Genomic DNA, 21,640 nt, shown 5'->3' on the forward strand with positions numbered 1-21,640 from the left:
GAATAATGGCGCATTATGGACCCGGATATGACAGGCGTCGAATTGATATTTTCTTATGTTCCATTCTCAAAAGTTACTGGGACCGGGCAGTCATGGGCAGGGAATGAAATAAAAGTTTCCGGGTTCTGGGATTTTTCAGAAATGTACTGTCCTGCGAGGGCTTTTGGGGCACTTTACTAAAAACTTTTTCATGGTCCGTGCCTTGCGGACCATGCCGCGATGCCACCCGCGACCAGCAGTCCGGCGATGGAAAATGCGCCACACCACAGCAGGATCCCGTTCACCACGCCATCCGTCAGTGCGGCGCCAAGGGCAAGGACCGGCGTACCCGACCGCAATGTCCGCAGCACCGCACGATACCGCGCCGGCACGCCCGGCAGGCGATAGCGGGTGGGGTGCAGTCCCGCATGGCATGACAGGCAGCATGTCCATAACAGCACAAGGCAGGGGATCATCATCGGGGTTCCCCGCCGATCCGTGCCGAGGCATGGAATGCCGCAAGGCCGCACAGGAACGCCATGCCACCAATGCCCGCATGCAGGCCGGGCGCATGAAGCCACGCCGCCATGCCGGATACAAGATCCAGCAGGGGCAGTCCACAGCCAAGCACCATGATGACCGCAAGCTGTTCGCGCCATCCCCGCATGGGAAAGGTCCGGCATGACCGCGAAATGCCATGCACCGCGCAGGCGGCCCATATGACAAGGAACACGGTGATTTCCAGCATGTCCCGCCCGGCCATGCCCGCAGGCAGCATCCGGTTGGCCCACAGGAACGACAGGATACCGACCGGTAAACCCGTGATGGTGGCGATGTTCAGTCCTTCCGCGATGCGAAAGGCCCGAAGGTGCCTCGACTGCCGGCGCCGTTTCATCAGGAACAGGATCAGGCCATTTGCAATGGTTGCTGTCGCCCCAAGGCCGGATATGAAATACAGCCACCGCAGCGCGGGCGGTGCGAAGCGCGCGTAATGCAGTCCGTGCATCAGTTGCAGGGTCGTCGCGATGGGACGGCGCGTTAGTGTGGTGCCCAGCACGTGCCCGTCCGGCAGGGCGAAATCGACATGGTCACGCGTCAGGAACGGGCCGGAGGCGTCGCTTGCGGAAATGCTCAGCCGGTCGGGCGAAAACAGGATGAAGCCGCACTCCCGCCCGCCAAGGTTTTTGCGCGCCGTCTCCAGCAGCGGTCGCAGATGCGCCACCATGGGCAGGGGCGGGGCGGGCGGTCGCGCGGGTGGCGCGGCGGGTGCCTTCGGGGCTTCCACCAGCGCGGGCAGGCGTGCGGGCAGGATCGTGTCGGCATGTATAAGGATGCCGGTATAGGCCATCATGACGATGAAGGGCAGGAACAGGACACCGCCCAGCAGGTGCGCATCCAGCCATGAGCGGAGACGCGATCCCGACAGGCGCAGCATGACGATATCGGGCAGCAGGGCGCGCAGATGGATGACGATACCCGCCCCCACCGAAATCAGAAGCCCGAATGCAAGGGCATTGACAATCCCCACGCCAACCGTGCCGCCGCCACGCAGCGTATAGTGGAAGTTATAGAAGAACTTGCCCCCCGCCGTGGCGCGTGCCGCAATGGGCGCACCCGTGCGCGGGTCCAGCACATCGCCGGTGAATTCATGGCCGTTGTAATGCAGGACCTCCAGCATCGGCGTGCGGGCGGAAGGCAGGTTGAGAAATGCGAAGATACCCCGCGCCTGCTGTTCGCGCACGCGTGCCGCCGCCGCGTCAAGTGCCGTATCGGTAAGGGGGGCATTGGCGGGAATATTGATTTCCGGCTGCATCCATCGTGTGATTTCCGTATCGAAAACCGCAAGCGTGCCGGTGGCGCAGATGCATACCAGCACAAGCCCGCACAGGAAGCCGACCCATGCATGCAGCCATCCCATGCGCGTGCGCAGCGTCTCGCGCATTACGACAGGACCTGCGGCCATAGCGCGGCCAGACCGCCAAGCATGCCGATCAGAACCAGCCCCCGATGGCGTGTCCGCATCCCGAAACCGACCAGCACCATGACCGGCAGGCATGCCACGGCGATGACCTGGCCCAGCGCCGTGGCCTCGGCCGGCAGGGGGACATGCCAGTGGCTGAAATCCGACACGATCAGGCGCGCCGCCAAATATGACAGCACGCATGCCGCAACGGCGCAGCAGACCCTGTCGGCGGACAGCGCGGATTTCTGTTTTGCCTTGTCGCGGGTCACGAAAATCCTTCTGTTACATAATGTTAAACGGATGCGACGCATTCTCATGTGGTATTCATGCCACAAACCCGCATCTTTTGCGAAAACCGTATGGGAATGTCCATCCTGCTGTTGCGACTTACTCGCACTTGCGTATATCACGCCTCGACGCAACCGTTTTTATCCGAGGCTCCCTGTGATGTTATGTGTCTGCCTGCTTTCCGACCGCCGCAAAAACGTCGCAAGACTGGCGGCCGTGATTTTCATGGGCAGTCTTGTGCCGTGCCTGCCGGCCCTTGCGGCCGATGAGGACACGTCGGATGCCGCGACAAAGGATGAAAAGATCATCGTGACCGCCAAGCGTCACAATGAAATGGAAGTCACGACCGGCGGGAACCTCGGCGCGCTGGGGAACAAGAAGGGGCTTGATGTGCCCTTCAACGTGCGCAGTTATAACGCCAGCATGATCCTCAACCAGCAGTCGCAGACACTCGGGCAGGTGCTGGAGAATGATCCGTCGGTCCGCACGACCTATGGATATGGCAACTTTTCCGAAATGTTCGTGATCCGTGGTTTCCCGGTCAATGGCGATGACGTGGCCATCGACGGCCTGTATGGCATCACCCCCCGGCAGCTTGTCTCGCCGCAGCTTTATGACCAGGTGCAGGTGCTCAACGGCGCCAGCGCCTTCCTCAATGGCGCGGCGCCCAGCGGATCGGCCATTGGCGGGAACATCAACCTGGAATTCAAGCACGCGACCACAACCCCCATCACGCGGGTGACGGGCGATTACACCAGCAACGCCCTTGGTGGTGGCAGCGTGGATTTCGGGCGGCGGTTCGGGCGGGACAAGGCCTTTGGCTTCCGCCTGAATGTCGCGGGACAGGATGGCGAGGATTCCATCGACCATGAATACCGCCATTCCGCCGCCGTGGGCGCGGATTTCGACTGGCATGATGACCGTACCCGCATCTCGCTGGACATGAATTACCAGAATCAGGGCGTGAATGGCGGGCGGCCGGCCATCTTCCTTGGCTCTGGCGTGACGGCGGTGCCCCGCGCGGCGGCACCTTCGCATAATTTCGGACAGCGCTGGGCCTATAACGACCTGAACTACATTTTCGGCAAGTTCAATGTCGAACATGATTTTTCAAAACACATCACGGTCTATGGCGCGTTTGGCGGCCTTGGCGGGAATGAGAAGGGGGAATATGCCAACCCCACCGTGACCGATGCCGCCACCGGGGCCGCAACGATCGGCAGCATGTATGTGCCCTATGTCCAGACGAACGAAAGCGCGCGTGGCGGCGTGCGGGCGCATTTCAATACCGGGCCCGTCCGGCATGAGGTCAATGCCGGTGGATCGTCATTGTGGGAGGAAGCGGATACCGCCTATTCCATGGCGCTGACATCGGCGGCGACGAACATCTACCGCACCCCCACGATCGCGCCGCTTGCCAATACCTTCAGCGGTGGCGACGTCGGCAACCCGCAACCCATCAGCCGTACGCGTCTGTACAGCCTGTTCTTTTCCGATACGATGTCGTTCTTCCACGATCGTGTGGCCCTGACCGGCGGCTTTCGTTACCAGAACATGCTGATCAACGGATATGACTATGCCGCGTCGGGGCGTGGGGCCGTGAACTCGCATTACGATCAGGATGCGATTACCCCCGTCGTGGGGCTGGTCATCCATCCGACACGGCAGACGGCGCTGTATTTCAACCGGATCGAGGGGCTGTCGCAGGGGCCGACCGCGCCTGCCGATACCCTCAACCAGGGGCAGGTCTTCGCGCCCTATAAGTCCACGCAGTACGAGGTGGGCGTGAAATATGAAACCCGGCGTTTCAGCACCTCGCTTGCGGTGTACCAGATTTCGCAGCCCAACGCGTATTCGCAGGCCGTCGGCAATAGCGGGCAGTCGATCTATGTCGAGGATGGATTGCAGCGCAATCGCGGCATTGAACTCAGCGTCAATGGCCAGATCCTGCCGGGCCTGCGGTTCAATGGGGGTGGCACGGTCATTGATGCGGACCTGCGGCGTACGGCCGGTGGCCTGCAGGACGGGCATACTGCAATTGGCATTCCCAATTACACCATCAATGGGAATCTGGAATATGACCTGCCCTTCCTGAAGGGGGCGACGGTTGTCGGGCGTGTCGTCAATACAGGCAAGCAGATGGTCAATACGTCCAATACGCTGCACCTGCCGGTCTGGACACGTTTTGATTTGGCCGCGCGGTACACATTCGTGGCAGATCACAAACCGCTGACCCTGCGCTTTGGCGTCGATAACCTGGCCAATACCCGGTACTGGTCGTCGTCCTTCAATGGCTACCTGCTTGAAGGCCTGCCGCGTACGTTCAAGTTTTCCTTTACCGCCGATCTGTAGGGGGACGGGATTCCTCCTGAAATAACCGGCATGAAACGGAATCCTTCCTGACGGTCCGCAGCATGCGGGACGGTACCCATGACGCCATGGCCGGCTTGTACGGCCATGGCGTTTTTTGTGGGGACAGGCACCCGGTGACTGATGCGCCATGTCCCGCCATGTTGCCACAGGCGGCATGCGCGGATCGTACTGTTGCAATTCGTGTCCCTATGTATCGGTTTGATATTGCGAATCAGAATCACTACGAGTAATAGGGTGGCAATTGATAATGAGTTGCAAAAACAGAGATGGCCCCCATGCTCCCACCCCGACGTCTCCGACCATTTTCCGCAGCAACCGCAACATTGGCGCTTGCCTGTTCGTCCGCGGCACATGCCGCCACGACCAGCACGACGGGCAATGCCTCCGCCACCGTGCTGACGGGGGCACCGTCCACCGTGGCATCTACGTCGGGGCAGGGGGGACGTGCGACCACCAGTACGACCGCCGCGACGTCGAACACCACGCCAGCAGGTGATGCGCAGCCAGATGCGGACGGGGTGCTTTCGGATCATCGTTACGACCATACGACGGTGACGGCCTCGCCAATGAATGCGCTGCGGCAGTCCGTGGGCCTTAGCCGCATGCCGCATGACGCGATGCATACGCCGCAGAACATCAATGTCGTGCCGCAGGTGCTGATGCAGCAGCAGAACGTCAAATCCCTCGACGAAGCGCTGAAGAACGTGCCCGGCATCACGGCGTCGGTGGGTGAGGGGGAAGGCGGCATGGCGGGGGATCAGTTCCTGATCCGCGGGTTCCAGTCGCAGAACGACATTTATGAAAACGGACTGCGTGACTTTGGCGTCTATACCCGCGACAGTTTCGATTACGACCATGTCTCCGTCATCAAGGGACCGTCATCGGAAGTCTTCGGCAACGGTACGACGGGCGGTGCGATCAACATCGTCACCAAGGCCCCGCACCTTGGCAATGCGTACCAGGCCAATTTCTCGGGCGGGAGCGGATCGTACTATCGCGGCACGCTGGATATCAACCAGCAGTTGACCAACAGCATCGCGTTCCGCCTGACGGGCATGGGGAACGAAAATAATGTGGTCGGCCGTGACTATATCTACTCCCACCGCTGGGGCATCGCGCCGTCGATCGCCTTTGGCCTGGGCAAGAAGGTCTCGTTCGTCCTTGAATATTTCCACCAGAATGACAACCGCATCCCCGATTACGGTGTGCCGGTCGTCTATAAGCCCGGGCAGGCGATCGGGCGTCCGGTCACCGAATATGGCGTGCGACGTACCAACTGGTATGGCACGACCTACGATCAGGACAACAGCAGCGACGACATGATCACGGGACGCCTGACGGCGCATGTCAGTCCCATCCTGACGCTGTATAACGACATGCGTGGCGGGATCTTCCATCGCTACTTCTCCGCCTCGCAGGAGGCCTGTTCGAGCATGGCGGCAGGTACTACGGCCTATAACAACAACCTGATCAATGGCAGCGTGCCGTCCGCGACATGTAATAGTGATTTCTTCTCCGCCAATCCCGCCAGTGCGCAGGTCGCGCGCAATGGTGGCGTGGGGGGGCCGGAACCCTATCGGCAGAGCGACTGGTCCATACAGGATGTCTTCTCCGGTGTTGCGCGTTTCAAGACCGGGCGCATCCGGCATGAGGTCATCGGCGGATTCGACATCGAATACGTGACCGATCACCGGCAGAACTATGCCTATGGCAGCAACCGTGCCAGCACCAGCCTGCTGAACCCGTCGATGTATGTGCCGGGCCTTGTGCTGGGGGATTGCAACCAGTATCCGGACCGCCTTGTGAACATCAGCGGTGTGGGCAAGAAATGTTACAAGGACAGTGACGCGCTCGATGTCGGGTTCTTCCTGTCCGATCAGGTCTGGTTTACCGATTACCTGTCGGTCAAGGCGGGGTTCCGCTGGGATAACTGGAACAGCCATTACAGTGCGACGGGCGGCGATACCGCCAAATATCCCGACGTGCATTACGGGCAGGATGAGACGACCATCAACCCCAGTGTCAGCATCATGTATACGCCGCGCAGCAACCTGATGGTATATTTCAACTGGTCGCAGTCCACGACCCCGTTGAGCATGTATGTCACCAACAGTTCCGAACCGATGACCGCCAAGAGCCAGAGCGCCGCGCCAGAACGCAGCTCCCTTTATGAAATTGGCGCGAAATACAGTGCTTTTCATGACCGGATCGGCATGACGGCAGCACTTTTCCGTCTGGACAAGAGCAATTCGATCCAGACCGATCCCACCACCGGCGACATCAGTGCGACAAGTGACCAGGAACGCAACCAGGGACTGGAACTGAGCATTTCCGGCACGCTGCTGCCCAACTGGATGTTTTATGGCACGTATGCGCTGTATGACCCGACGATCACCAAGGCCGGTTCCTCAACATCAAAGCAGGGCGGGCAGATCCAGTATGTTCCCCACAACCAGGCGACGGCATGGACGTCGTATGAAATCGCGCCGCGCAGGCCGTGGAACATGACGGTTGGCGGTGGCCTGACATGGCGGCAGGGCGTATGGCTGGATCAGGCAAACACGGCGCGCGCACCCGCCACGGTGGAATTCGACGCCATGGTGTCGCACCGGTTCGACAACCACTGGCGCGTGGCGATGAATGCCTACAACCTTGATAACCGCCTGAATTACGGCAGCCTGTTTTCGAACCGCGTGACGCCTTCCATCGGCAGGTCTTTCCTGTTCAATGTTTCGGCCCAGTATTAAGGGGAGAGGCATTATGGAAAATAAAAGTTTCCGGTGAGGATTTTTTCAGGAAGCGTCAGGAGACGTCGCCTTTTTGAAAAAAGGCGACGCCCAAAAACTTTTTATGATTTCACGAAATTCCTGCATGCAGGCCATGGTCCTCCAATATCTTTGGGCATGACATTCTGAAAAAAAATCTTTACCAGAAACTGCTTCATGATTTTTGCCAGATTTCGTAAGCACCTTCCTGTGGCGTGGTGCTGGATGATCGGCCATTGAGGCCGGGACGCACGGATACGGGGATAAGGTCGAATGCTGTTACATGTGCCCGGACTGCTTGATGCCGAGGAACTGGCCCACTGTCAGGCGACGCTGCGTGCGGCGCAATGGACGGACGGGCGGGAGACAGCCGGGCAGCAATCCGCCAAGAGCAAGAATAACCGGCAACTGCCGCAGGATTCCCCCGCCTGCCGGGAACTGGGTGATATCGTGTTGCGTGCGCTGGGCCGCAATGCGACATTCAACAGTGCGGTGCTGCCTTATCGCGTCAGTCCCCCGCTGTTCAACCGCTATGACGTGGGGATGTCCTTTGGCGCGCATGTCGATAACGCCATCCGGGGGATTTATGCGGCGGGGATCCATACGCGCATCCGCACGGATGTATCCTCCACGCTGTTCCTGTCCGACCCGGATGACTATGACGGTGGCGAACTGGTCATGTCCGATCCCGGTGGGGAACAGGCGATCAAGCTGCCGGCGGGTGATCTGGTCCTGTATTCCACAACCGTCCTGCATCGGGTGACCCCGGTGACGCGCGGGTCGCGACTGGCGGCATTTTTCTGGTCACAGTCGATGGTGGCCGATGAAACGCGCCGGCGTATCCTGTTCGACCTTGACCTGCAGACCATCACGCTGCGCGAGCGTCTTGGCGATCATGACCCTGCCGTGCTGGGGTTGACGAACATCTATCACAACCTGATGCGGCAGTGGTGCATCCTGTAAGACAGATGAAAGTTTTCGGTGAAGATTTTTTCAGAAAGCTTCAGGCAACACCATATTTTTGAAAAATCCGGCGCCCGGAAACTTTTCCGGTGCAACGCCCTTCAACCGACATGAGGCAGCGGGTCAGTCGAGGGCGGGGCGGCCGCGTCCCTGCTTGACCTGTCCACGTCGCGCCTTGTCATCCATCCTGCGGCGGCGCTGCGTGCGGGACGGGCGGGTGGCGATGCGACGCGTGGGGACGTGCGCCGCCTGCCGCAGCAGGTCGCACAGGCGTTCGATCGCGTCCTCGCGGTTGCGGGTCTGGCTGCGGAACCTCTGCGCGGTCAGGATGACGGCGCCCTCCCGCGTCATGCGACTGCCGGCCAGCAGGCGCAGGCGCGCGCGTATGCGTGACGTCAGCGCGGCACAGCGCGCCGCGTCAAAGCGGAGTTGCACGGCGGTCGCGACCTTGTTGACATTCTGTCCCCCCGGCCCGGACGCGTGGATATAGGTCACGACAAGATCGTCGTCGGAGATAACAAGATCGGGAAGAACATGGTACGCCATGCCTGCGTATAGCATATTCCCGCCATTGTGTGGGCAGATGTTCGCTTTGCGGATACCTTCCCCGCATGGCGGGCATTGCCTGCGGACGTGGATACGACCACCATGCACCCAACAAGGAAACATGGCGGGAGGAACACATGACCGAGGTTACGGATCGCGAAAGCGAACAGTTGCGCGACCTGCTGGCGCAGGCGGCGGACCAGGCGGCGCAGAAAAAGGTGATGCCGGTGGTCAAGATGATCGCGGCACAGCAGCTTGTCATCATGGAACTGATGCAGATGCTGACCGATAGCGGCACATTGCGCGCCGAGGACATCGCCGCGCACATGCGTCACCTGATGGAACATACCGACAGCAAGGACATGGCCGCGCGCGCCCTGTTCGACCAGGTACGTTCGCGATTTGCGACCCAGTAGTGCCCCTTCTTTGTATGCAAAGGTTGTGACGAATGGATGATCATCCCCCCGCCCTGCGTGCCGAGATCGCAGCCCTGAAGACCGAACTGGCCCGTCTGAGGGATGCGCTGGCCAATGCGCAGAAAACCATCCAGGCGCAGAGCGCGCAGTTGCGCCAGGAACAGGCGCAGAAGAAACGCACGCGTTAAGGGCGCTTCCTTTCCCTCAATCATGGCAGGAACCCATGTCTGACGAACACGCAAAAGACAACAGCGGCAATGTTGTCGTCTATCCCACCGTAAGCTGCGGGGCAGAAGCCGTGCAGGATTCCGTGGTCATCCTCGACCTGTTCATGGCCACATCCCCTGACCATCTGAAATCGGGGGACCGTCGCGTGGTCACGGCCCTGCATCCCGAACAGGCCCGCCATCTGGCAAAGCAGTTGCATGATGCGGCGGAAACTGTGCTGAAGGCGCGCAAGGACCGCGTGGCATCGTGAATATTTAAAAATTCCCGGGTGCCGTCCTTTTCAAACAGGCGGCACCCGGGAATTTTTGTCCCGTTATTCCGAAACATCCCCCCCGGATGCAGGGTGCGCGCGGCGGAAGGCCTGAAGCCCCCCGAAACGCAGGTTGAGCGCGACCTCCTCCCCCGACAGGGTGGGGACGGAAAGGGTATTCGACAGCGACTGCCGCAACTGCGCCTGTGAGACCAGATGGACGATCCCCACCGGGTCATGCGGGTAAAACAGGTTGACCAGCCTGCCACGTTCCACGTCAAGCAGCCATGGCCCGATATAGTTGTGGGCGTTATCAAGGAACGTCACGCGGGCATTGTCGATATAGACCGCCAGCGCGATGCTGAGTTGATCCTGCGTGAACAGGGCCCCGCCACGGCGGACGATGGTGTCCTGCCATTTGCGCAGCACGGGCCATATGTCCGCATCACGATGAAGGCACATCACCCCAGAATTGAGCAGGGGTTTCGCACCGATCCGTCGCCGGATGGAAAAGGGCAGGCGGGCCTTGCGCGCGTTCTTGTACAGGAACGAACGCACCTGCATCCAGCCGGGACAGATCCAGCGGATCGCGAACATGTCCGCGATCTTGGCCCCGATTTCAGGAACAATGGCCAGTGACCCGTCACGCGCGGCGTCGAACATGTGTTCGATGGCGGTGATGTCCTGCACCCACGCATCCGCGTCGATCCACAGGATCAGGTCAAACTGCGGCAGCACATGGTCCAGCCACAGCTTGGACAGGTTGATGGCAAGGGTCGGGCGCTGGCGTATCTGCCGCGCGGGCGCGCAGGGCGGGACATGGGGCGTGCAGACCAGAACCCCAAGGTCCGAGAATACCTGCACCTGCTGGGGCGACAGGCCCGCGTCAAGGACGCATAATGCCGCATCCGTCCTGCCGCCGATCGACTGGATCAGTTCCATGACCAGCGGGAAATAACCACTGTCACATCCCGTAACGATAACCTTGCGCAACCGGGGCCTCCTGCCTTGCCTGCCCGCCGGTCGTGGCGGCGCGGGCCGGTGCAGCATAGAGCCATCATGACGGGGGGGGAACGGCGGGCGTATCCTCCGCCGGATCGTGTGGGGGGTGGCGCTGGTCCACATGGGGGAACGCCGCTATGTTCGGGGCCGTGCAATGACCATCACAGGAACCGCGTCATGACAGTTCACACGGGGACATCGGCCACCCTTGGCGAGGACGAGATCGTCGCCACCGTCGCCGCCATTACCGAAGGGGAAGGCGATCCGATCGCCAACGCGGCGAATATCGCGGCCATCCTGTTCGAAGGACTGGCGGACATCAACTGGGCGGGGTTCTACTTCCTGCGCGACGGGCAGCTTGTGCTGGGGCCGTTCCAGGGGCGTGTGGCCTGCACCCGCATCGCGATGGGCAAGGGGGTGTGTGGCACGGCGGCGCAGCAGCGCACGACGGTCGTGGTGCCCGATGTCCATGCGTTCGCGGGGCATATCGCCTGCGATGCGGCCTCACGCTCGGAAATCGTGGTGCCCATTGTCGATGGGGACCGCCTGCTGGGGGTGATCGACATCGACAGTCCCTCCCTCGCGCGTTTCACGCAGGCGCATGCCGCCCTGATCGAACAGGTCGCGGCGTTGTATGTGCGGGCCTGTGGCGGGGAAGTCCGGGGGCGCCGGGAGTAGAAGTTTCCGGGTGCCGCCTTTTGATCCGGGAAGGCGGCGTTTCCTGAAGCTTCATGTTTTCCGGTCCGTGCCCGTCCCGGTCAGGGCAGGCGGGCGAGGTGGTGTGTCAGCAGGTCGTAAAACCCGTCCGCATCGACCTGTCGCATGAACATGGCGTTGGCGGGGCGCTGCGTGGTGCCCCACCAGTCCACGACCGACATGCCCCGTGTCAGCGCATCATGCAGCGAGATCGTGACATTGACCCGCCGCCCGGCAAACAGGTCGGGGGCAATCAGGCTGGCGATGGTGCACGGATCATGCAACGGCGCGCCCGCCCAGCCATATTTGGCCAGGTCGAACTGTCCCGCCCGCTCCAGCATCGCCACGGCAGCAGCGGCACAGCGACCGGGCAGCGCGCGCAGGCGCGCCAGACGCTGCGGTGTCGTCAGGCACTGGTGGGTGACATCCAGTGGCAGCAGGGTAAGGGGAATGTCGCTGCGCAGGACGATATCGGCGGCTTCCGGATCGGCATAAAAATTGAATTCGGCGGTGGGGGTGATGTTGCCGCCTTCGGACCATGCGCCCCCCATCGCGACGACCCGGCGCAGGCGCGTGGCGATATCGGGTGCCTTGACCAGCGCCATCGCCAGATTCGTCATCGGCCCCAGCATGACGAGGCTGAGGCTGCCATATGGGGCCGTGCGGAGGGCGTCCACCAGGTAATCGACCCCGTGCTGGGTCTGGATCGGCATGGTCGGCGGTGGCAGGTCCGGGCCGTCCATGCCCGTGACGCCGTGGATATGGCTGGCGCTGACGCTGGTATGGCCGATCGGGCGGGCGCATCCGGCATGGACCGGGATCTCCGTCCGTCCCGCCAGTTCAAGGATGCGGCAGGCATTCCGTGCGGTCTGTTCCACCGTGACATTGCCCGCCACGCTGATCAGGGCCTGTACCTCCACCTGTTCGGATGCCAGCGCCAGCATGATGGCCAGCGCGTCATCCACGCCGGGATCGGTGTCGATGATAATCCTGTGTGCTGTCATGTCGCCCGCCTGCCCCGTGCCGCCTGTCTCATGGAGGCGTTACGGTAGGATATTTCCATGTTCCCGCGCCAGCAGGAGATTGGCTGAAACCAACCCATTGATAGGGCAAAGGGTTCTGTGGCTATTTTTTTTGGGGACATGGATGAATATTTCAGGTGTTTTTCAAAACATTTCCGAACGGTTGCGTGATGTTGCCTGTATTGGTGGCCGGTAGGCCTGTGGGCGTGCTATGGAGACGGTGCGGTCTGTCAGGAATAATCGCTGTTACAATTCGTAGAACAGATGCCGCATTCTGACATATGGCCTTCTGTATAACCATATCTGTAAGGCGCATGACTTGACGCTGATTACATCATTTTAATATTTTCAGGACATAGTCAGAAAATGATGAAGAAAATGCTTCTCGCTGCTGCCGTCATGACCGGACTGGCCGGAACGGCTGGACATGCGGCGCTGGCGCACGATGCTCCGCCTCCCCCGCCGCCGGGTGAAGGTTGCGGCGGGCATGGCCCCCATCATGGACATCTCCTTTCCCTCCAGGGGATCACCCTGACATCGGCGCAGCACAAGAAACTTGCAGCCCTGATGCATGGCGACCATCCCGACTTCCACGCGGACATGCAGCAGGAACACGCCCTGCGCACGCAGTTGCGGACCCTGCTGACCACGCCCGGCACGGTGGATCAGGCCAGCCTGACCTCTGTCGAGCAGCAGCTTGACGCCCTGCACCAGAAGCGCGCGGCGCAGCGACTGCAGTTCGAGGTCAAGATCCACGACATCCTGACCCCCGATCAGTTGGCGCAGATCAAGGACCGGCAGGACAAGATCGATGCCCTGCATGAACAGCTTCATGCCCTGATGGCGCCCCCTGCGCCCCCGCAGAAGTAAGTTCTGCGGTCAAAGGGTGGGGCGTTCCCCATCCTGTCAGGGTTATGGCGTCGGTTGCCTTGCAACCGGCGCCATTTCTGTTTGTGCATCCCGGTAATGCCGTGCTTCGGCCTGCGGGACAGAGGCGGGTCTAATGCCGGATGGCGGAACTTAGGGATGACATCAAAGTCCGACTGCCTTTTTTAGAGGGCGGCGTCTTTCGAAGCTTTTTGAAAAAAGCTTCACCAAAAACTTCTGAATGATTTGTCGGCGGGCTTTCGGGGGCGCGTTTCATTTCGATTTCATGTGATATTATCGAACTTAATATATAAAGAAAAACATGCGTGCGATGGCGCGTTGGCGGCACATGATGCGCGCGCCGGGGGCGCGCCATCTGGCAGGGATGTCAGCAGATATCGGGGGGAAAAGCCGGTGGCCGGGATATGGCGCTGGCACGGGCGGGCATGGCGACGTGCCCGCGTATGGTCGTGTAACGGAAAAAGAAAACGCGCCCGGCAGGTGTTGCCGGACGCGGTCATGCAGACGGTGGAGGCGGCTTACTTCGTGGTGTAGCCACCGTTGACGAGGATGGTCTGCCCGGTCATCCACCATCCTTCAGAGACGAGGAAGCGGACATGCGGGACAATATCCTCGATATCCGTCAGGCCGGTCTTGCTGAAGGGGGACAGGGCGGCGGCAGTCTTGTGATAGGCCACGGCTTCCTTTGATTCCTGCCCGTAGAAGAAGGGCGTATCCATCGGGCCGGGGCCGATCGCATTGACCGAGATGCCGCGCGCGCCATATTCCTTCGACGCCGCGCGCGTGAAATGCTCCACCGCCGCCTTCGACCCGGCATAGGTGGAGTAGAACGGCGTATAGGCCCCAAGCAGCGACGTCACCAGTGTCAGCAGCTTGCCATGGTCGTTCAGGTGCAGGCCCGCTTCCTTGATGAAGAAGAATGCCGCCTTGGTGTTGACGGCGAACATTTCGTCGAATTCTTCTTCGCTCGTCTCGGCGATGGGTTTTTTCAGGACCTTGCCAACCGTGTTGATGGCGATGTCGGGACGGCCAATGGCCGCGACCGTGTTGGAAAACAGCTTTGCTGTTGCCGCCGCGGTGCTCAGGTCCGCTTGGAACGCCACGGCCTGCACGCCCGCCGCCTTCAGGTCCGCGATCGTCCTGTCGGCTTCGGCCCTGCTGGCGTCGCTATTGTAATGGATGGCGATGGCACGCGCGCCATGGGCGGCGAGGTCACGGGCAATCAGCCCGCCAAGGTTCTTTGCGCCGCCCGCGATCAGGACGGTTTTCCCTTTGATGCTGTGATCGACCATGGTCTCGGTGTTCCTTCGTTGTGATGCGATGTGCGCTCCCCCGGAGCGGAGCAATGCCGGATGAAGGTATCATTTGGAATATCGCGATAAAGTTGCCTTTCCTGACAACATATGTCGTAAATCGCGAACAAAGTGTCGCACCTGCGGCCTGTGGGGGACAGATGGACCGGATCGACCTGTTTCGCGTCTTCGCCCGCGTGGTGGAGACGACAAGCTTTACCCGTGCGGCAGAAACGCTGAACCTGCCGCGTTCGACCGTTTCCACCGCGATACAGGAACTGGAGGGGCGCCTTGGCGCGCGGCTTCTGGCGCGCACGACCCGTTCGGTGACCCCGACAACGGATGGCCGGGCGTTCTATGACCATTGCCTGCGCCTGATTGCCGATGTGGAGGAGGCCGAAAACCTGTTCCGGCACGAGGGGAGCAGTCCCCGTGGCCTGCTGCGGGTCAACCTGCCGGGGCGGATCGGGCGGTTGCTGGTGGCGCCGCGCCTGCCGGAATTCCTCGGGCGCTATCCGGGGATCGACATCGCGCTGGGCGTGACCGACAGGGCCGTCAACCTGGTGGAGGACGGGATCGACTGTGTCCTGCGGGTCGGGCCGCTGCACGATTCCGGCCTGATCGCGCGGCGGATGGGCGACCTTGCGCTGGTCAATGTCGCCTCGCCCGCCTATCTGGCGCGATATGGCGTGCCGCAGGTGCCCGCCGACCTGGCGCATCATCAGGCCGTGCGCTACGCCTCGCCCTCCACCGGGCGGATCGAGGACTGGGAGTGGGAGGAAGGCGGCGCCACCCGCAGCCTCGCCATGTCCGGTCGTGTCACGGTCAACAGCGCGGAGGCCTTCATTGCCTGCTGCCTTGCGGGGTTGGGGCTGATCCAGATCCCGGCCTATGACGTGGCCGACCTCCTGCATTCTGGCGCATTGGTGGAGGTGCTGCCCCGCTGGCGTGCGGCCCCGTTGCCCATGGCGCTGCTCTATCCGCATCGCAAGCACCTGTCGCGGCGGATACAGGTCTTTGCCGACTGGCTGGAGGAAGCGCTGCATATCCCCGGGCAGCCACTGGCCGGTTCTGTGGCGGATGCCCCGTCCCAGACCGGTGATGTTACGCGGCGTGCCACAACTGCGACAGGGCCCCGTTGCGCCCCTGCACCGGGTCCGTCGGGGGAAAGGGCAGGCGGTTCATCACCGTGATTGCCGCAGGCGTGATGGGACCGCGTTGCAGGTCGAAATCCTGATCGGGGGGATAGGCACCCACGACAAGGAAACCGTCATCCGATCCCTCGTTCCTGTGTCCCGTGCCCGCAGGCAGGACGACGACATCGCCCGCCCGGACCGTAACGGGACGGCCGCCCGGCCCCCCAAGGCGCAGTTGCGCGGACCCGGCCGCGATGCCCAGTACCTCATGCGCGGTGCTGTGGTAATGGTGGAAGTCATACACGCCCCAGCGCCAGCGCGGCGGCCATCCGTTGGCGGTAAACAGCGCCTCCATCCCCGCCGCCGGATCGCGGGTGTCGGTGGGAAGCGCATTGCGGTAATGCAGCACCGGCAGGTGCACGTTGTTGGGAACCCAGCCATTGGGCGGCAGCATGAAGGCGTCGGGACCATTGCGTGCGGCCCCGCGCGCCACGCGGACATGCCCGCCGCACAGCACCAGTCCCAGCATGCCAAGGATCGCCTGGAACTGGCGGCGTTCCATTTTCGCGCAGGACAAGGTCATGGGGATGCTCCTGATCCGTTGTGTCCGTATGGGATTTTATAAAACAACAGAAGTTTCCGGGGGCTGCCTTTTTCCAGAAGGGTAGCGTCTTTCGAAGCTTTTTGGAAAAAGCTTCACCAAAAACTTTTGAAACATATTCCTTTATAGGGGACGCATGGCGTGCGGGCGGGTTGCATGCGCATGCAACCCTGTGTCGTCCAGGCTCGTTCGGGGACGATAGACCCAATGGAGAGTGCGATGACACAGACGAAGGCCACCGCGACAAAGGCGGGTGCGGCACATGTGCGGACCTATCTTGGCACCCCCACGGACCTGAAGCAGGCCGCGGTGCATGACATCGCCGCCGGACTGAAGGCGACGCTGGCGGATGTCTTTGCCCTGTATATCAAGACAAAGAACTTCCACTGGCACATGAGCGGCCGTCATTTCCGCGACTATCACCTGCTGCTTGATGAACAGGGCACGCAGATCTTCGCCATGACCGACCCGATGGCCGAGCGAGCGCGCAAGATCGGCGGCACGACGCTGCATTCCGTGGGCGAGATCGCGCGCCTGACGAAAGTGGCCGACAATGACGCCGAATATGTCACGCCCGAGGACATGCTGTCGGAACTGCGGGAGGACAACCTTGCGCTGACGGCACGCCTGCGCGCGGTGCATGCCCTGTGCGATGAAGGCAATGACGTGGCGACCGCAAGCCTGCTTGAAGTCTGGATTGACGAGACCGAACGCCGGACATGGTTCCTGTTCGAGGCCACGCGCCCGGCCTTCGGCAGCAACACCTGATCCGGTGCAAAAAACCACAAGATCGAAAAGAAGTTTTTGGTGAAGCTTTTTTCAAAAAGCTTCAGAAAGCGCCGCCTTTTTAGACCAAGGGCGGCACCCGGAAACTTTGATGGCCCACATGCCTTTTCGTGGCCCCGCCGTCCGGGGTGGTGTACCCTCCATGCCGCAGGGAAGGGAGGCAGGCGATGACAACAGTTTCGTTCCAGAAGGCTGGCACCGGGGGCGAGCGCCTTGGCATGGCGTCGGGGCCATGCACGTTGGGCACGGTCATGCTGGCCGCAGGCGCGCGTGGCGTGGTGGCCATCGTGATGGGCGACAGTGCGCAGGCATTGCGACATGACCTGCAGGCGCGCCTCCCCAGGGCGGAACTGGTCGATGATGATCCGCAGGCGCGGGAATATCTCCGCCGCGTGACGGCGTTCATTGACGGGACATCGACGCAGGTGGACCTGCCCCTCGATATCAGGGGGACCGCGTTCCAGCAGAGGGTATGGACGGCGCTGCGGGCCATCGCGCCGGGTACGACCGTGACCTATGCCGAACTTGCACGCCGGATCGGCGCGCCTGCGGCGGTGCGGGCGGTGGCCGGGGCGTGCGGTGCAAATGCGCTGGCGGTCGTCATTCCGTGCCACCGGGTCGTGCGCAGCGATGGCACGCTGTCGGGCTATCGCTGGGGTGTGGCGCGCAAGCGGGCGCTGATCGCGCGTGAGGCCGCCATCACGGAAAGGGTTGCGGAACCGGCATGAACGGGCAGGCCATGGGGTAACCCGGGGAGGCATCGGGCATGGCGGGATGCGGGTGTGCCGGTTGTCTTGCCCTACTCTTTGCGGCATGAGGGGCGCAGACGCCCATTCATTCCCGTTCGTTGGTAGGTCCTGATATGTCAAACTACACCCCCGTTGGCCTTGGCGATGAGGCCGCAACCGTCAAAGCCCTGACGCATTCGGGGAATTTCCACGTCGATGAGACGCTGGGATATGTCATCCTGCATTACGCGCTGGCCCCCCATGGCGACCTGCGGGGCCGCGTGCTGGGGACCGCGCCTGCCGACAGGCTGGATTTCGGCCGGACGCGTTCGCCCGAACGTATCCGCGCGGCGGATATCGTGTTCGACGTCGGCGGGATCTATGACCCGCAGAAGGGGCGTTACGACCACCACATGAAGGACAAGCCCCTGCGTGAGGACGGCGTTCCCTACAGCGCGGCGGGCCTGTTGTGGAAGGATTACGGCATTGCCGCGATCCGCAACATCCTCAAGGCCCCGGTGGACGAGGCCGCACTTCCCCTCATCTGGCAGTCGATCGACCGGTCGCTGGTCCTGCCGATCGACCAGGATGACAATGGCGTCGTCAAACTGGAAAAGCTGTCGCTGGCGGACATCGTCTCCTCCTGCCGTCCGGCATGGGACACGGCGGAACTCTATGGCCCGGACGAGGCGAAGATGCAGGAAAGCATCGGGTTCGCCGATGCGGCCACCACGGTTGCGGCCTTTCTGGTCAACACCGTCGATCGCGTCCGCGCCAGCCTGAAGGCGACGGACCGTGTGCTGGCGGCATACGAGGCGGCGCAGGACAAGCGTATCCTGGTCATGGATACGGGCATGCCGACCGAAAAGGTGATTTTCGAGCATGACCTGCCGGTCGTCTATGTCGTCTCGCCTGCCGCCCCCGGACGCTGGAACGTCAAGGCCGTGCCCCCCGTGCGTGGTGATTTCGGGCAGCGTGTCTCCCTGCCCGAAGCATGGCGCGGACTGGATGGTGAGGCGCTGGCGAAGGTGTCCGGTGTGGAGGATGCGGTCTTCGCCCATCCCGCGCGTTTCATCTGTGGCGCGGGCAGCAAAGAAGGGGCGCTGAAGATGGCGCGCCTTGCACTGGAAATCGACGAATCCCTGAACAAGGGCGCGTAAGGGGAAACAGGTAAAGGAATAAAAGTTTTTGGGTGCCGCTTTTTTTAAAAAGGCGGCTTCTTTCGAAGCTTTTTGAAAAAAGCGGCACCCAAAAACTTTTAAATTTCAGGATGCCGTTTTGCGCCATGGGCTGACGGCTTCAATACCGGTTTTCAGCAGGCCGGCAGCGCGTTCCGGACTGTCGGCCTCCACATAGACACGCAGTTCCGGCGCGTTGCCAGACGGGCGCAGATGGACGATCTCCCCATTGGAGAAGGTCATCCGCAGCCCATCCGTCGTATCCACATCCGACAGGTCGCCACAGGCCGCGACAAGGCCAAGTGCCGCGGCACCTGCCGCCGGGTTGTCGGCCAGTGCCGCGATCTTCGTCCTGCTCTGCTCCGTAGGCATTTCCACCAGGCGGTCGCTCAGCGTGAAACGTGGCGGCAGCGTCGCGACAAGCCCGGCCAGATCCGTGCCCGCCCGGCGTGCCGCAACCAGCGCGCACAGCATCGGCAGCACGGAATCGCGCGTCGGCAGCGCCGCCAGCGTGCGGTCTTCGTGCCGCACGTCACTCGCCAGCAGGAAGCCGCCATTGGCCTCATACCCGACGGAGGGGACAAGGCCGGCGTCCGCCGCCTCGGTCATCGCGGCGACGACAAAGGGCGATCCGATGCGCGTGCGGCGGATGTCACGCGCAAAGCCTGCCTGTTCCAGCGCAGTGTTGCTGCTGACGGGGGTGGTGACGGCCACGGCGTTGAGGAACCGTGCGGCAAGGATGCCCAGCACATCGCCGCGCAGCCAGTTGCCATGCCGGTCGGCAAGGAGCGGCCGGTCGGAATCCCCATCCGTCGTCAGGATGGCGTCCAGCGTGCCGTCTGCCGCCCAGTCCCGCGCCAGCTTTGCGTCCTCGGGGCGCACGGCCTCGGTATCGACGGGCATGAACGTGTCCGAACGCCCCAGCGGCACGGCCTTTGCGCCCAATGCCTCGACCACCAGCATCAGAACGTCGCGCCCCACGGCGGAATGCTGGTAGATCCCAAGCGTCAGGCCCGACAGGGCATCGGGACCGAAGAAGTCGCGGTAGCGCGCGACATAATCCGGCACCACGTCCGTGATCGCGGGCAGTTCGACCTGTTTTGTGAGCGCACCATCTGCGCCGAACCAGCCATCGGGCAGTGCGACGTCCTGTTCGCGCATGGCGGCTTCGTCGGTCTTGAGGAACTCGCCGCGTGCGCGGTTGAACTTGATGCCATTGCGGTCGGCGGGAATATGGCTGCCCGTGACCATCAGGGAAGGGATGCCGCGCGCGAAAGCATGCAGGCACAGGGCGGGGGTCGGCACGAAGCCGCAAAAAACCGGCACGCCCCGCATGGACTCGATCGCCGCGACACAGGCACGCAGGATCCGGGGCGTGCTGGGGCGCAGGTCGCCTGCCACCGCGACATGCGTGCCGGGTGCGAATTCCCCAAGTGTCGCCAGATGTTTCAGGTAACCCACGGTATAGGCGAAACAGACGGCATCCGTCATCGCGGTCACAAGGCCGCGCGCACCGCTGGTCCCGAACGCCACACCTGACTGTTTCATCCACTGGGCTATTTTCATGAGGTGCATTCTCTCGCGGCTTGATCGGATAAAGGCAGGGGCGTGACAGGGCCCCATCCATTTCATGTTAGGGGATTTTTCCCCCGATTGCATGGATATTCAGGCGGGCGTTGCCTGTCATGCGCGGGCCGCGGGAATGGGTGTTTCGGGACAATGCATCGACAGAAAGGTTCTGGACGCCGCCTTTGGGTTAAGCAGGCGACGTCCTTTCGAAGCTTCCTGCAAAAAGCTTCACCAAAAACCTGTGAATGATTTTGGGCGCTGATCCGCCTCAGGCGACGCGGATCAGCTTGCGGTTGATGAACTCCTCAATACCCAAGAAGGACAGTTCGCGGCCAAAGCCCGAATTCTTGATCCCGCCAAAGGGGAGTTCGGGTGCTGCGGCCGTGGCCGTGTTGATGAACATCATGCCGGTCTCGACCGCTTCGGCCACCCGTTCCGCCCGGCCAAGGTCGCGGGAGAACACGGAACCGCCAAGGCCATAGGGTGAGTCATTGGCCAGTTCGATGGCCTCATGCTCGCTTGCTACTTTGTGCACGACGGCAACGGGGCCGAAAATCTCCTGATAGAAGACCGGGTTGTCCTTTGACACATTGGTCAGGATGGTCGGTTCCATGAAGAAGCCCGTCCGCTCCATCCGCTTGCCGCCTGCCACCAGCGTTGCCCCTGCCCTGACGGCTTCGTCGGTCTGCGCCAGTGCGGTGTCGAGTGCCTTCCTGCTGCTCATCGGGCCATGGGTGGTGCCCTCAGTCAGCGGATCGCCAATGCGGAACTGTGTGATCGCTTTTTTCAGACCCGCGAGGAAGGCGTCATAGACCTTCTCATGCACGATCATCCGCTTGGCCGCCGTGCAGACCTGCCCGTTATTGGCGAACCGTCCCCACGTCGCCCATTTGACCGCCAGTTCAAGGTCCGCATCATCCAGCACGATGAAGGCATCGCTGCCGCCGAGTTCCATTGTGTCTTTCTTCAGC

The 21,640-nt window shown here is 61.9% G+C and carries 22 protein-coding genes; 12 read left to right on the top strand and 10 right to left on the bottom strand.

The features are described from left to right. Positions 1-188 precede the first annotated feature (188 nt). The 3 genes from HNH97_RS10175 to HNH97_RS10185 are packed head-to-tail and all read right to left on the bottom strand — an operon-like array spanning position 189 to position 2,211. Positions 189-458 (bottom strand): hypothetical protein, encoded by a 270-nt coding sequence (locus HNH97_RS10175; RefSeq protein WP_110912235.1) that lies wholly within the window; start codon positions 456-458, stop codon positions 189-191. Continuing rightward, entirely contained in the window at positions 455-1,921 is a 1,467-nt protein-coding gene (locus HNH97_RS10180) for a PepSY-associated TM helix domain-containing protein (protein ID WP_171790796.1), read from the bottom strand. The genes HNH97_RS10175 and HNH97_RS10180 overlap by 4 nt, the downstream gene beginning before the upstream one ends. Further along, on the bottom strand, positions 1,921-2,211 hold the full coding sequence (locus HNH97_RS10185) for a hypothetical protein (protein WP_171790797.1): 291 nt from the start codon (positions 2,209-2,211) through the stop codon (positions 1,921-1,923). The genes HNH97_RS10180 and HNH97_RS10185 overlap by 1 nt, the downstream gene beginning before the upstream one ends. A 244-nt stretch (positions 2,212-2,455) precedes the next feature. On the opposite strand from HNH97_RS10185, the gene HNH97_RS10190 reads away from it, so the two are divergent. The 3 genes from HNH97_RS10190 to HNH97_RS10200 all read left to right on the top strand — a co-directional run bounded on the left by HNH97_RS10190 (position 2,456) and on the right by HNH97_RS10200 (position 8,331). Next, positions 2,456-4,582 (top strand): TonB-dependent receptor, encoded by a 2,127-nt coding sequence (locus HNH97_RS10190; RefSeq protein ID WP_227744482.1) that lies wholly within the window; start codon positions 2,456-2,458, stop codon positions 4,580-4,582. Between the two features lie 287 nt (positions 4,583-4,869). After that, the gene (locus tag HNH97_RS10195; protein ID WP_171790799.1) at positions 4,870-7,350 is read left to right on the top strand and encodes a TonB-dependent receptor; all 2,481 of its coding nucleotides are present in this window, start codon (positions 4,870-4,872) and stop codon (positions 7,348-7,350) included. 291 nt (positions 7,351-7,641) lie between these two features. Then, entirely contained in the window at positions 7,642-8,331 is a 690-nt protein-coding gene (locus HNH97_RS10200; protein ID WP_110912239.1) for a Fe2+-dependent dioxygenase, read from the top strand. Positions 8,332-8,454: 123 nt separating this feature from the next. Here the strand turns inward: HNH97_RS10200 and arfB are convergent, their stop codons facing one another. After that, positions 8,455-8,877 (bottom strand): alternative ribosome rescue aminoacyl-tRNA hydrolase ArfB, encoded by a 423-nt coding sequence (arfB, locus tag HNH97_RS10205; protein WP_171790800.1) that lies wholly within the window; start codon positions 8,875-8,877, stop codon positions 8,455-8,457. A gap of 137 nt (positions 8,878-9,014) precedes the next feature. Between arfB and HNH97_RS10210 the strand changes: the two genes are divergently transcribed. Genes HNH97_RS10210 through HNH97_RS10220 form a run of 3 tightly spaced genes read left to right on the top strand, consistent with a single transcriptional unit; the run spans position 9,015 to position 9,771 of the window. Beyond that, positions 9,015-9,293: a hypothetical protein gene (locus HNH97_RS10210; RefSeq protein WP_110912369.1), complete on the top strand. Its 279-nt coding sequence runs from the start codon at positions 9,015-9,017 to the stop codon at positions 9,291-9,293. 32 nt (positions 9,294-9,325) lie between these two features. Beyond that, positions 9,326-9,481 carry a hypothetical protein gene (locus tag HNH97_RS10215; RefSeq protein WP_167400265.1) on the top strand — a complete coding sequence of 52 codons (156 nt, stop codon included), beginning with the start codon at positions 9,326-9,328 and terminating at the stop codon, positions 9,479-9,481. 35 nt (positions 9,482-9,516) lie between these two features. After that, positions 9,517-9,771, top strand: a complete 255-nt coding sequence (locus HNH97_RS10220; RefSeq protein WP_171790801.1) for a hypothetical protein — start codon at positions 9,517-9,519, stop codon at positions 9,769-9,771. Positions 9,772-9,834: 63 nt separating this feature from the next. Here the strand turns inward: HNH97_RS10220 and HNH97_RS10225 are convergent, their stop codons facing one another. Further along, complete coding sequence (locus HNH97_RS10225; protein WP_171790802.1) at positions 9,835-10,764, bottom strand: glycosyl transferase; 930 nt, start codon at positions 10,762-10,764, stop codon at positions 9,835-9,837. 186 nt (positions 10,765-10,950) lie between these two features. Between HNH97_RS10225 and HNH97_RS10230 the strand changes: the two genes are divergently transcribed. Then, positions 10,951-11,451, top strand: coding sequence for a GAF domain-containing protein (locus HNH97_RS10230; protein WP_171790803.1), 501 nt, complete (start codon positions 10,951-10,953; stop codon positions 11,449-11,451). An 80-nt stretch (positions 11,452-11,531) separates the two neighbouring features. On the opposite strand, the gene HNH97_RS10235 is transcribed toward HNH97_RS10230, so the two are convergent. After that, positions 11,532-12,473, bottom strand: coding sequence for a nucleoside hydrolase (locus HNH97_RS10235; protein ID WP_171790804.1), 942 nt, complete (start codon positions 12,471-12,473; stop codon positions 11,532-11,534). Positions 12,474-12,860: 387 nt separating this feature from the next. Between HNH97_RS10235 and HNH97_RS10240 the strand changes: the two genes are divergently transcribed. Next, complete coding sequence (locus HNH97_RS10240; RefSeq protein WP_390669855.1) at positions 12,861-13,361, top strand: periplasmic heavy metal sensor; 501 nt, start codon at positions 12,861-12,863, stop codon at positions 13,359-13,361. A 536-nt stretch (positions 13,362-13,897) separates the two neighbouring features. Here the strand turns inward: HNH97_RS10240 and HNH97_RS10245 are convergent. Next, complete coding sequence (locus HNH97_RS10245; protein ID WP_171790806.1) at positions 13,898-14,671, bottom strand: SDR family oxidoreductase; 774 nt, start codon at positions 14,669-14,671, stop codon at positions 13,898-13,900. A gap of 161 nt (positions 14,672-14,832) precedes the next feature. Between HNH97_RS10245 and HNH97_RS10250 the strand changes: the two genes are divergently transcribed. Further along, the gene (locus tag HNH97_RS10250) at positions 14,833-15,864 is read left to right on the top strand and encodes a LysR family transcriptional regulator (protein ID WP_171790814.1); all 1,032 of its coding nucleotides are present in this window, start codon (positions 14,833-14,835) and stop codon (positions 15,862-15,864) included. Here HNH97_RS10250 and HNH97_RS10255 read toward each other — a convergent pair. Next, positions 15,776-16,369 carry a cupin gene (locus tag HNH97_RS10255; RefSeq protein ID WP_171790815.1) on the bottom strand — a complete coding sequence of 198 codons (594 nt, stop codon included), beginning with the start codon at positions 16,367-16,369 and terminating at the stop codon, positions 15,776-15,778. The two genes, HNH97_RS10250 and HNH97_RS10255, sit on opposite strands and share 89 nt — an antisense overlap. A 258-nt stretch (positions 16,370-16,627) precedes the next feature. On the opposite strand from HNH97_RS10255, the gene HNH97_RS10260 reads away from it, so the two are divergent. The 3 genes from HNH97_RS10260 to HNH97_RS10270 all read left to right on the top strand — a co-directional run bounded on the left by HNH97_RS10260 (position 16,628) and on the right by HNH97_RS10270 (position 19,082). Further along, positions 16,628-17,176, top strand: coding sequence for a Dps family protein (locus HNH97_RS10260; RefSeq protein WP_171790807.1), 549 nt, complete (start codon positions 16,628-16,630; stop codon positions 17,174-17,176). Between the two features lie 185 nt (positions 17,177-17,361). Then, the gene (locus tag HNH97_RS10265; RefSeq protein WP_171790808.1) at positions 17,362-17,922 is read left to right on the top strand and encodes a methylated-DNA--[protein]-cysteine S-methyltransferase; all 561 of its coding nucleotides are present in this window, start codon (positions 17,362-17,364) and stop codon (positions 17,920-17,922) included. A gap of 134 nt (positions 17,923-18,056) precedes the next feature. Beyond that, on the top strand, positions 18,057-19,082 hold the full coding sequence (locus HNH97_RS10270; protein ID WP_110912251.1) for an MYG1 family protein: 1,026 nt from the start codon (positions 18,057-18,059) through the stop codon (positions 19,080-19,082). Between the two features lie 105 nt (positions 19,083-19,187). On the opposite strand, the gene HNH97_RS10275 is transcribed toward HNH97_RS10270, so the two are convergent. Further along, entirely contained in the window at positions 19,188-20,648 is a 1,461-nt protein-coding gene (locus tag HNH97_RS10275) for a phosphomannomutase (protein WP_171790816.1), read from the bottom strand. 289 nt (positions 20,649-20,937) lie between these two features. After that, positions 20,938-21,640, bottom strand: a 703-nt coding sequence (locus HNH97_RS10280) for an aldehyde dehydrogenase family protein (RefSeq protein ID WP_171790809.1), incomplete at its 5' end; no start/stop codon positions are given.

Origin of the sequence: Gluconacetobacter entanii, from assembly GCF_013155425.1 — a bacterium.
GTDB classification, from domain to species: domain Bacteria; phylum Pseudomonadota; class Alphaproteobacteria; order Acetobacterales; family Acetobacteraceae; genus Novacetimonas; species Novacetimonas entanii.

Coding starts and splice junctions, on each gene's coding strand:
- HNH97_RS10175 (WP_110912235.1), bottom strand. CDS start 458: ATGATGATCCCCTGCCTTGTGCTGTTATGGACATGCTGCCTGTCATGC.
- HNH97_RS10180 (WP_171790796.1), bottom strand. CDS start 1,921: ATGCGCGAGACGCTGCGCACGCGCATGGGATGGCTGCATGCATGGGTC.
- HNH97_RS10190 (WP_227744482.1), top strand. CDS start 2,456: ATGGGCAGTCTTGTGCCGTGCCTGCCGGCCCTTGCGGCCGATGAGGAC.
- HNH97_RS10195 (WP_171790799.1), top strand. CDS start 4,870: ATGGCCCCCATGCTCCCACCCCGACGTCTCCGACCATTTTCCGCAGCA.
- HNH97_RS10200 (WP_110912239.1), top strand. CDS start 7,642: ATGCTGTTACATGTGCCCGGACTGCTTGATGCCGAGGAACTGGCCCAC.
- arfB (WP_171790800.1), bottom strand. CDS start 8,877: ATGGCGTACCATGTTCTTCCCGATCTTGTTATCTCCGACGACGATCTT.
- HNH97_RS10210 (WP_110912369.1), top strand. CDS start 9,015: ATGACCGAGGTTACGGATCGCGAAAGCGAACAGTTGCGCGACCTGCTG.
- HNH97_RS10215 (WP_167400265.1), top strand. CDS start 9,326: ATGGATGATCATCCCCCCGCCCTGCGTGCCGAGATCGCAGCCCTGAAG.
- HNH97_RS10220 (WP_171790801.1), top strand. CDS start 9,517: ATGTCTGACGAACACGCAAAAGACAACAGCGGCAATGTTGTCGTCTAT.
- HNH97_RS10230 (WP_171790803.1), top strand. CDS start 10,951: ATGACAGTTCACACGGGGACATCGGCCACCCTTGGCGAGGACGAGATC.
- HNH97_RS10235 (WP_171790804.1), bottom strand. CDS start 12,473: ATGACAGCACACAGGATTATCATCGACACCGATCCCGGCGTGGATGAC.
- HNH97_RS10240 (WP_390669855.1), top strand. CDS start 12,861: ATGAAGAAAATGCTTCTCGCTGCTGCCGTCATGACCGGACTGGCCGGA.
- HNH97_RS10245 (WP_171790806.1), bottom strand. CDS start 14,671: ATGGTCGATCACAGCATCAAAGGGAAAACCGTCCTGATCGCGGGCGGC.
- HNH97_RS10250 (WP_171790814.1), top strand. CDS start 14,833: ATGGACCGGATCGACCTGTTTCGCGTCTTCGCCCGCGTGGTGGAGACG.
- HNH97_RS10255 (WP_171790815.1), bottom strand. CDS start 16,369: ATGGAACGCCGCCAGTTCCAGGCGATCCTTGGCATGCTGGGACTGGTG.
- HNH97_RS10260 (WP_171790807.1), top strand. CDS start 16,628: ATGACACAGACGAAGGCCACCGCGACAAAGGCGGGTGCGGCACATGTG.
- HNH97_RS10265 (WP_171790808.1), top strand. CDS start 17,362: ATGACAACAGTTTCGTTCCAGAAGGCTGGCACCGGGGGCGAGCGCCTT.
- HNH97_RS10270 (WP_110912251.1), top strand. CDS start 18,057: ATGTCAAACTACACCCCCGTTGGCCTTGGCGATGAGGCCGCAACCGTC.
- HNH97_RS10275 (WP_171790816.1), bottom strand. CDS start 20,648: ATGAAACAGTCAGGTGTGGCGTTCGGGACCAGCGGTGCGCGCGGCCTT.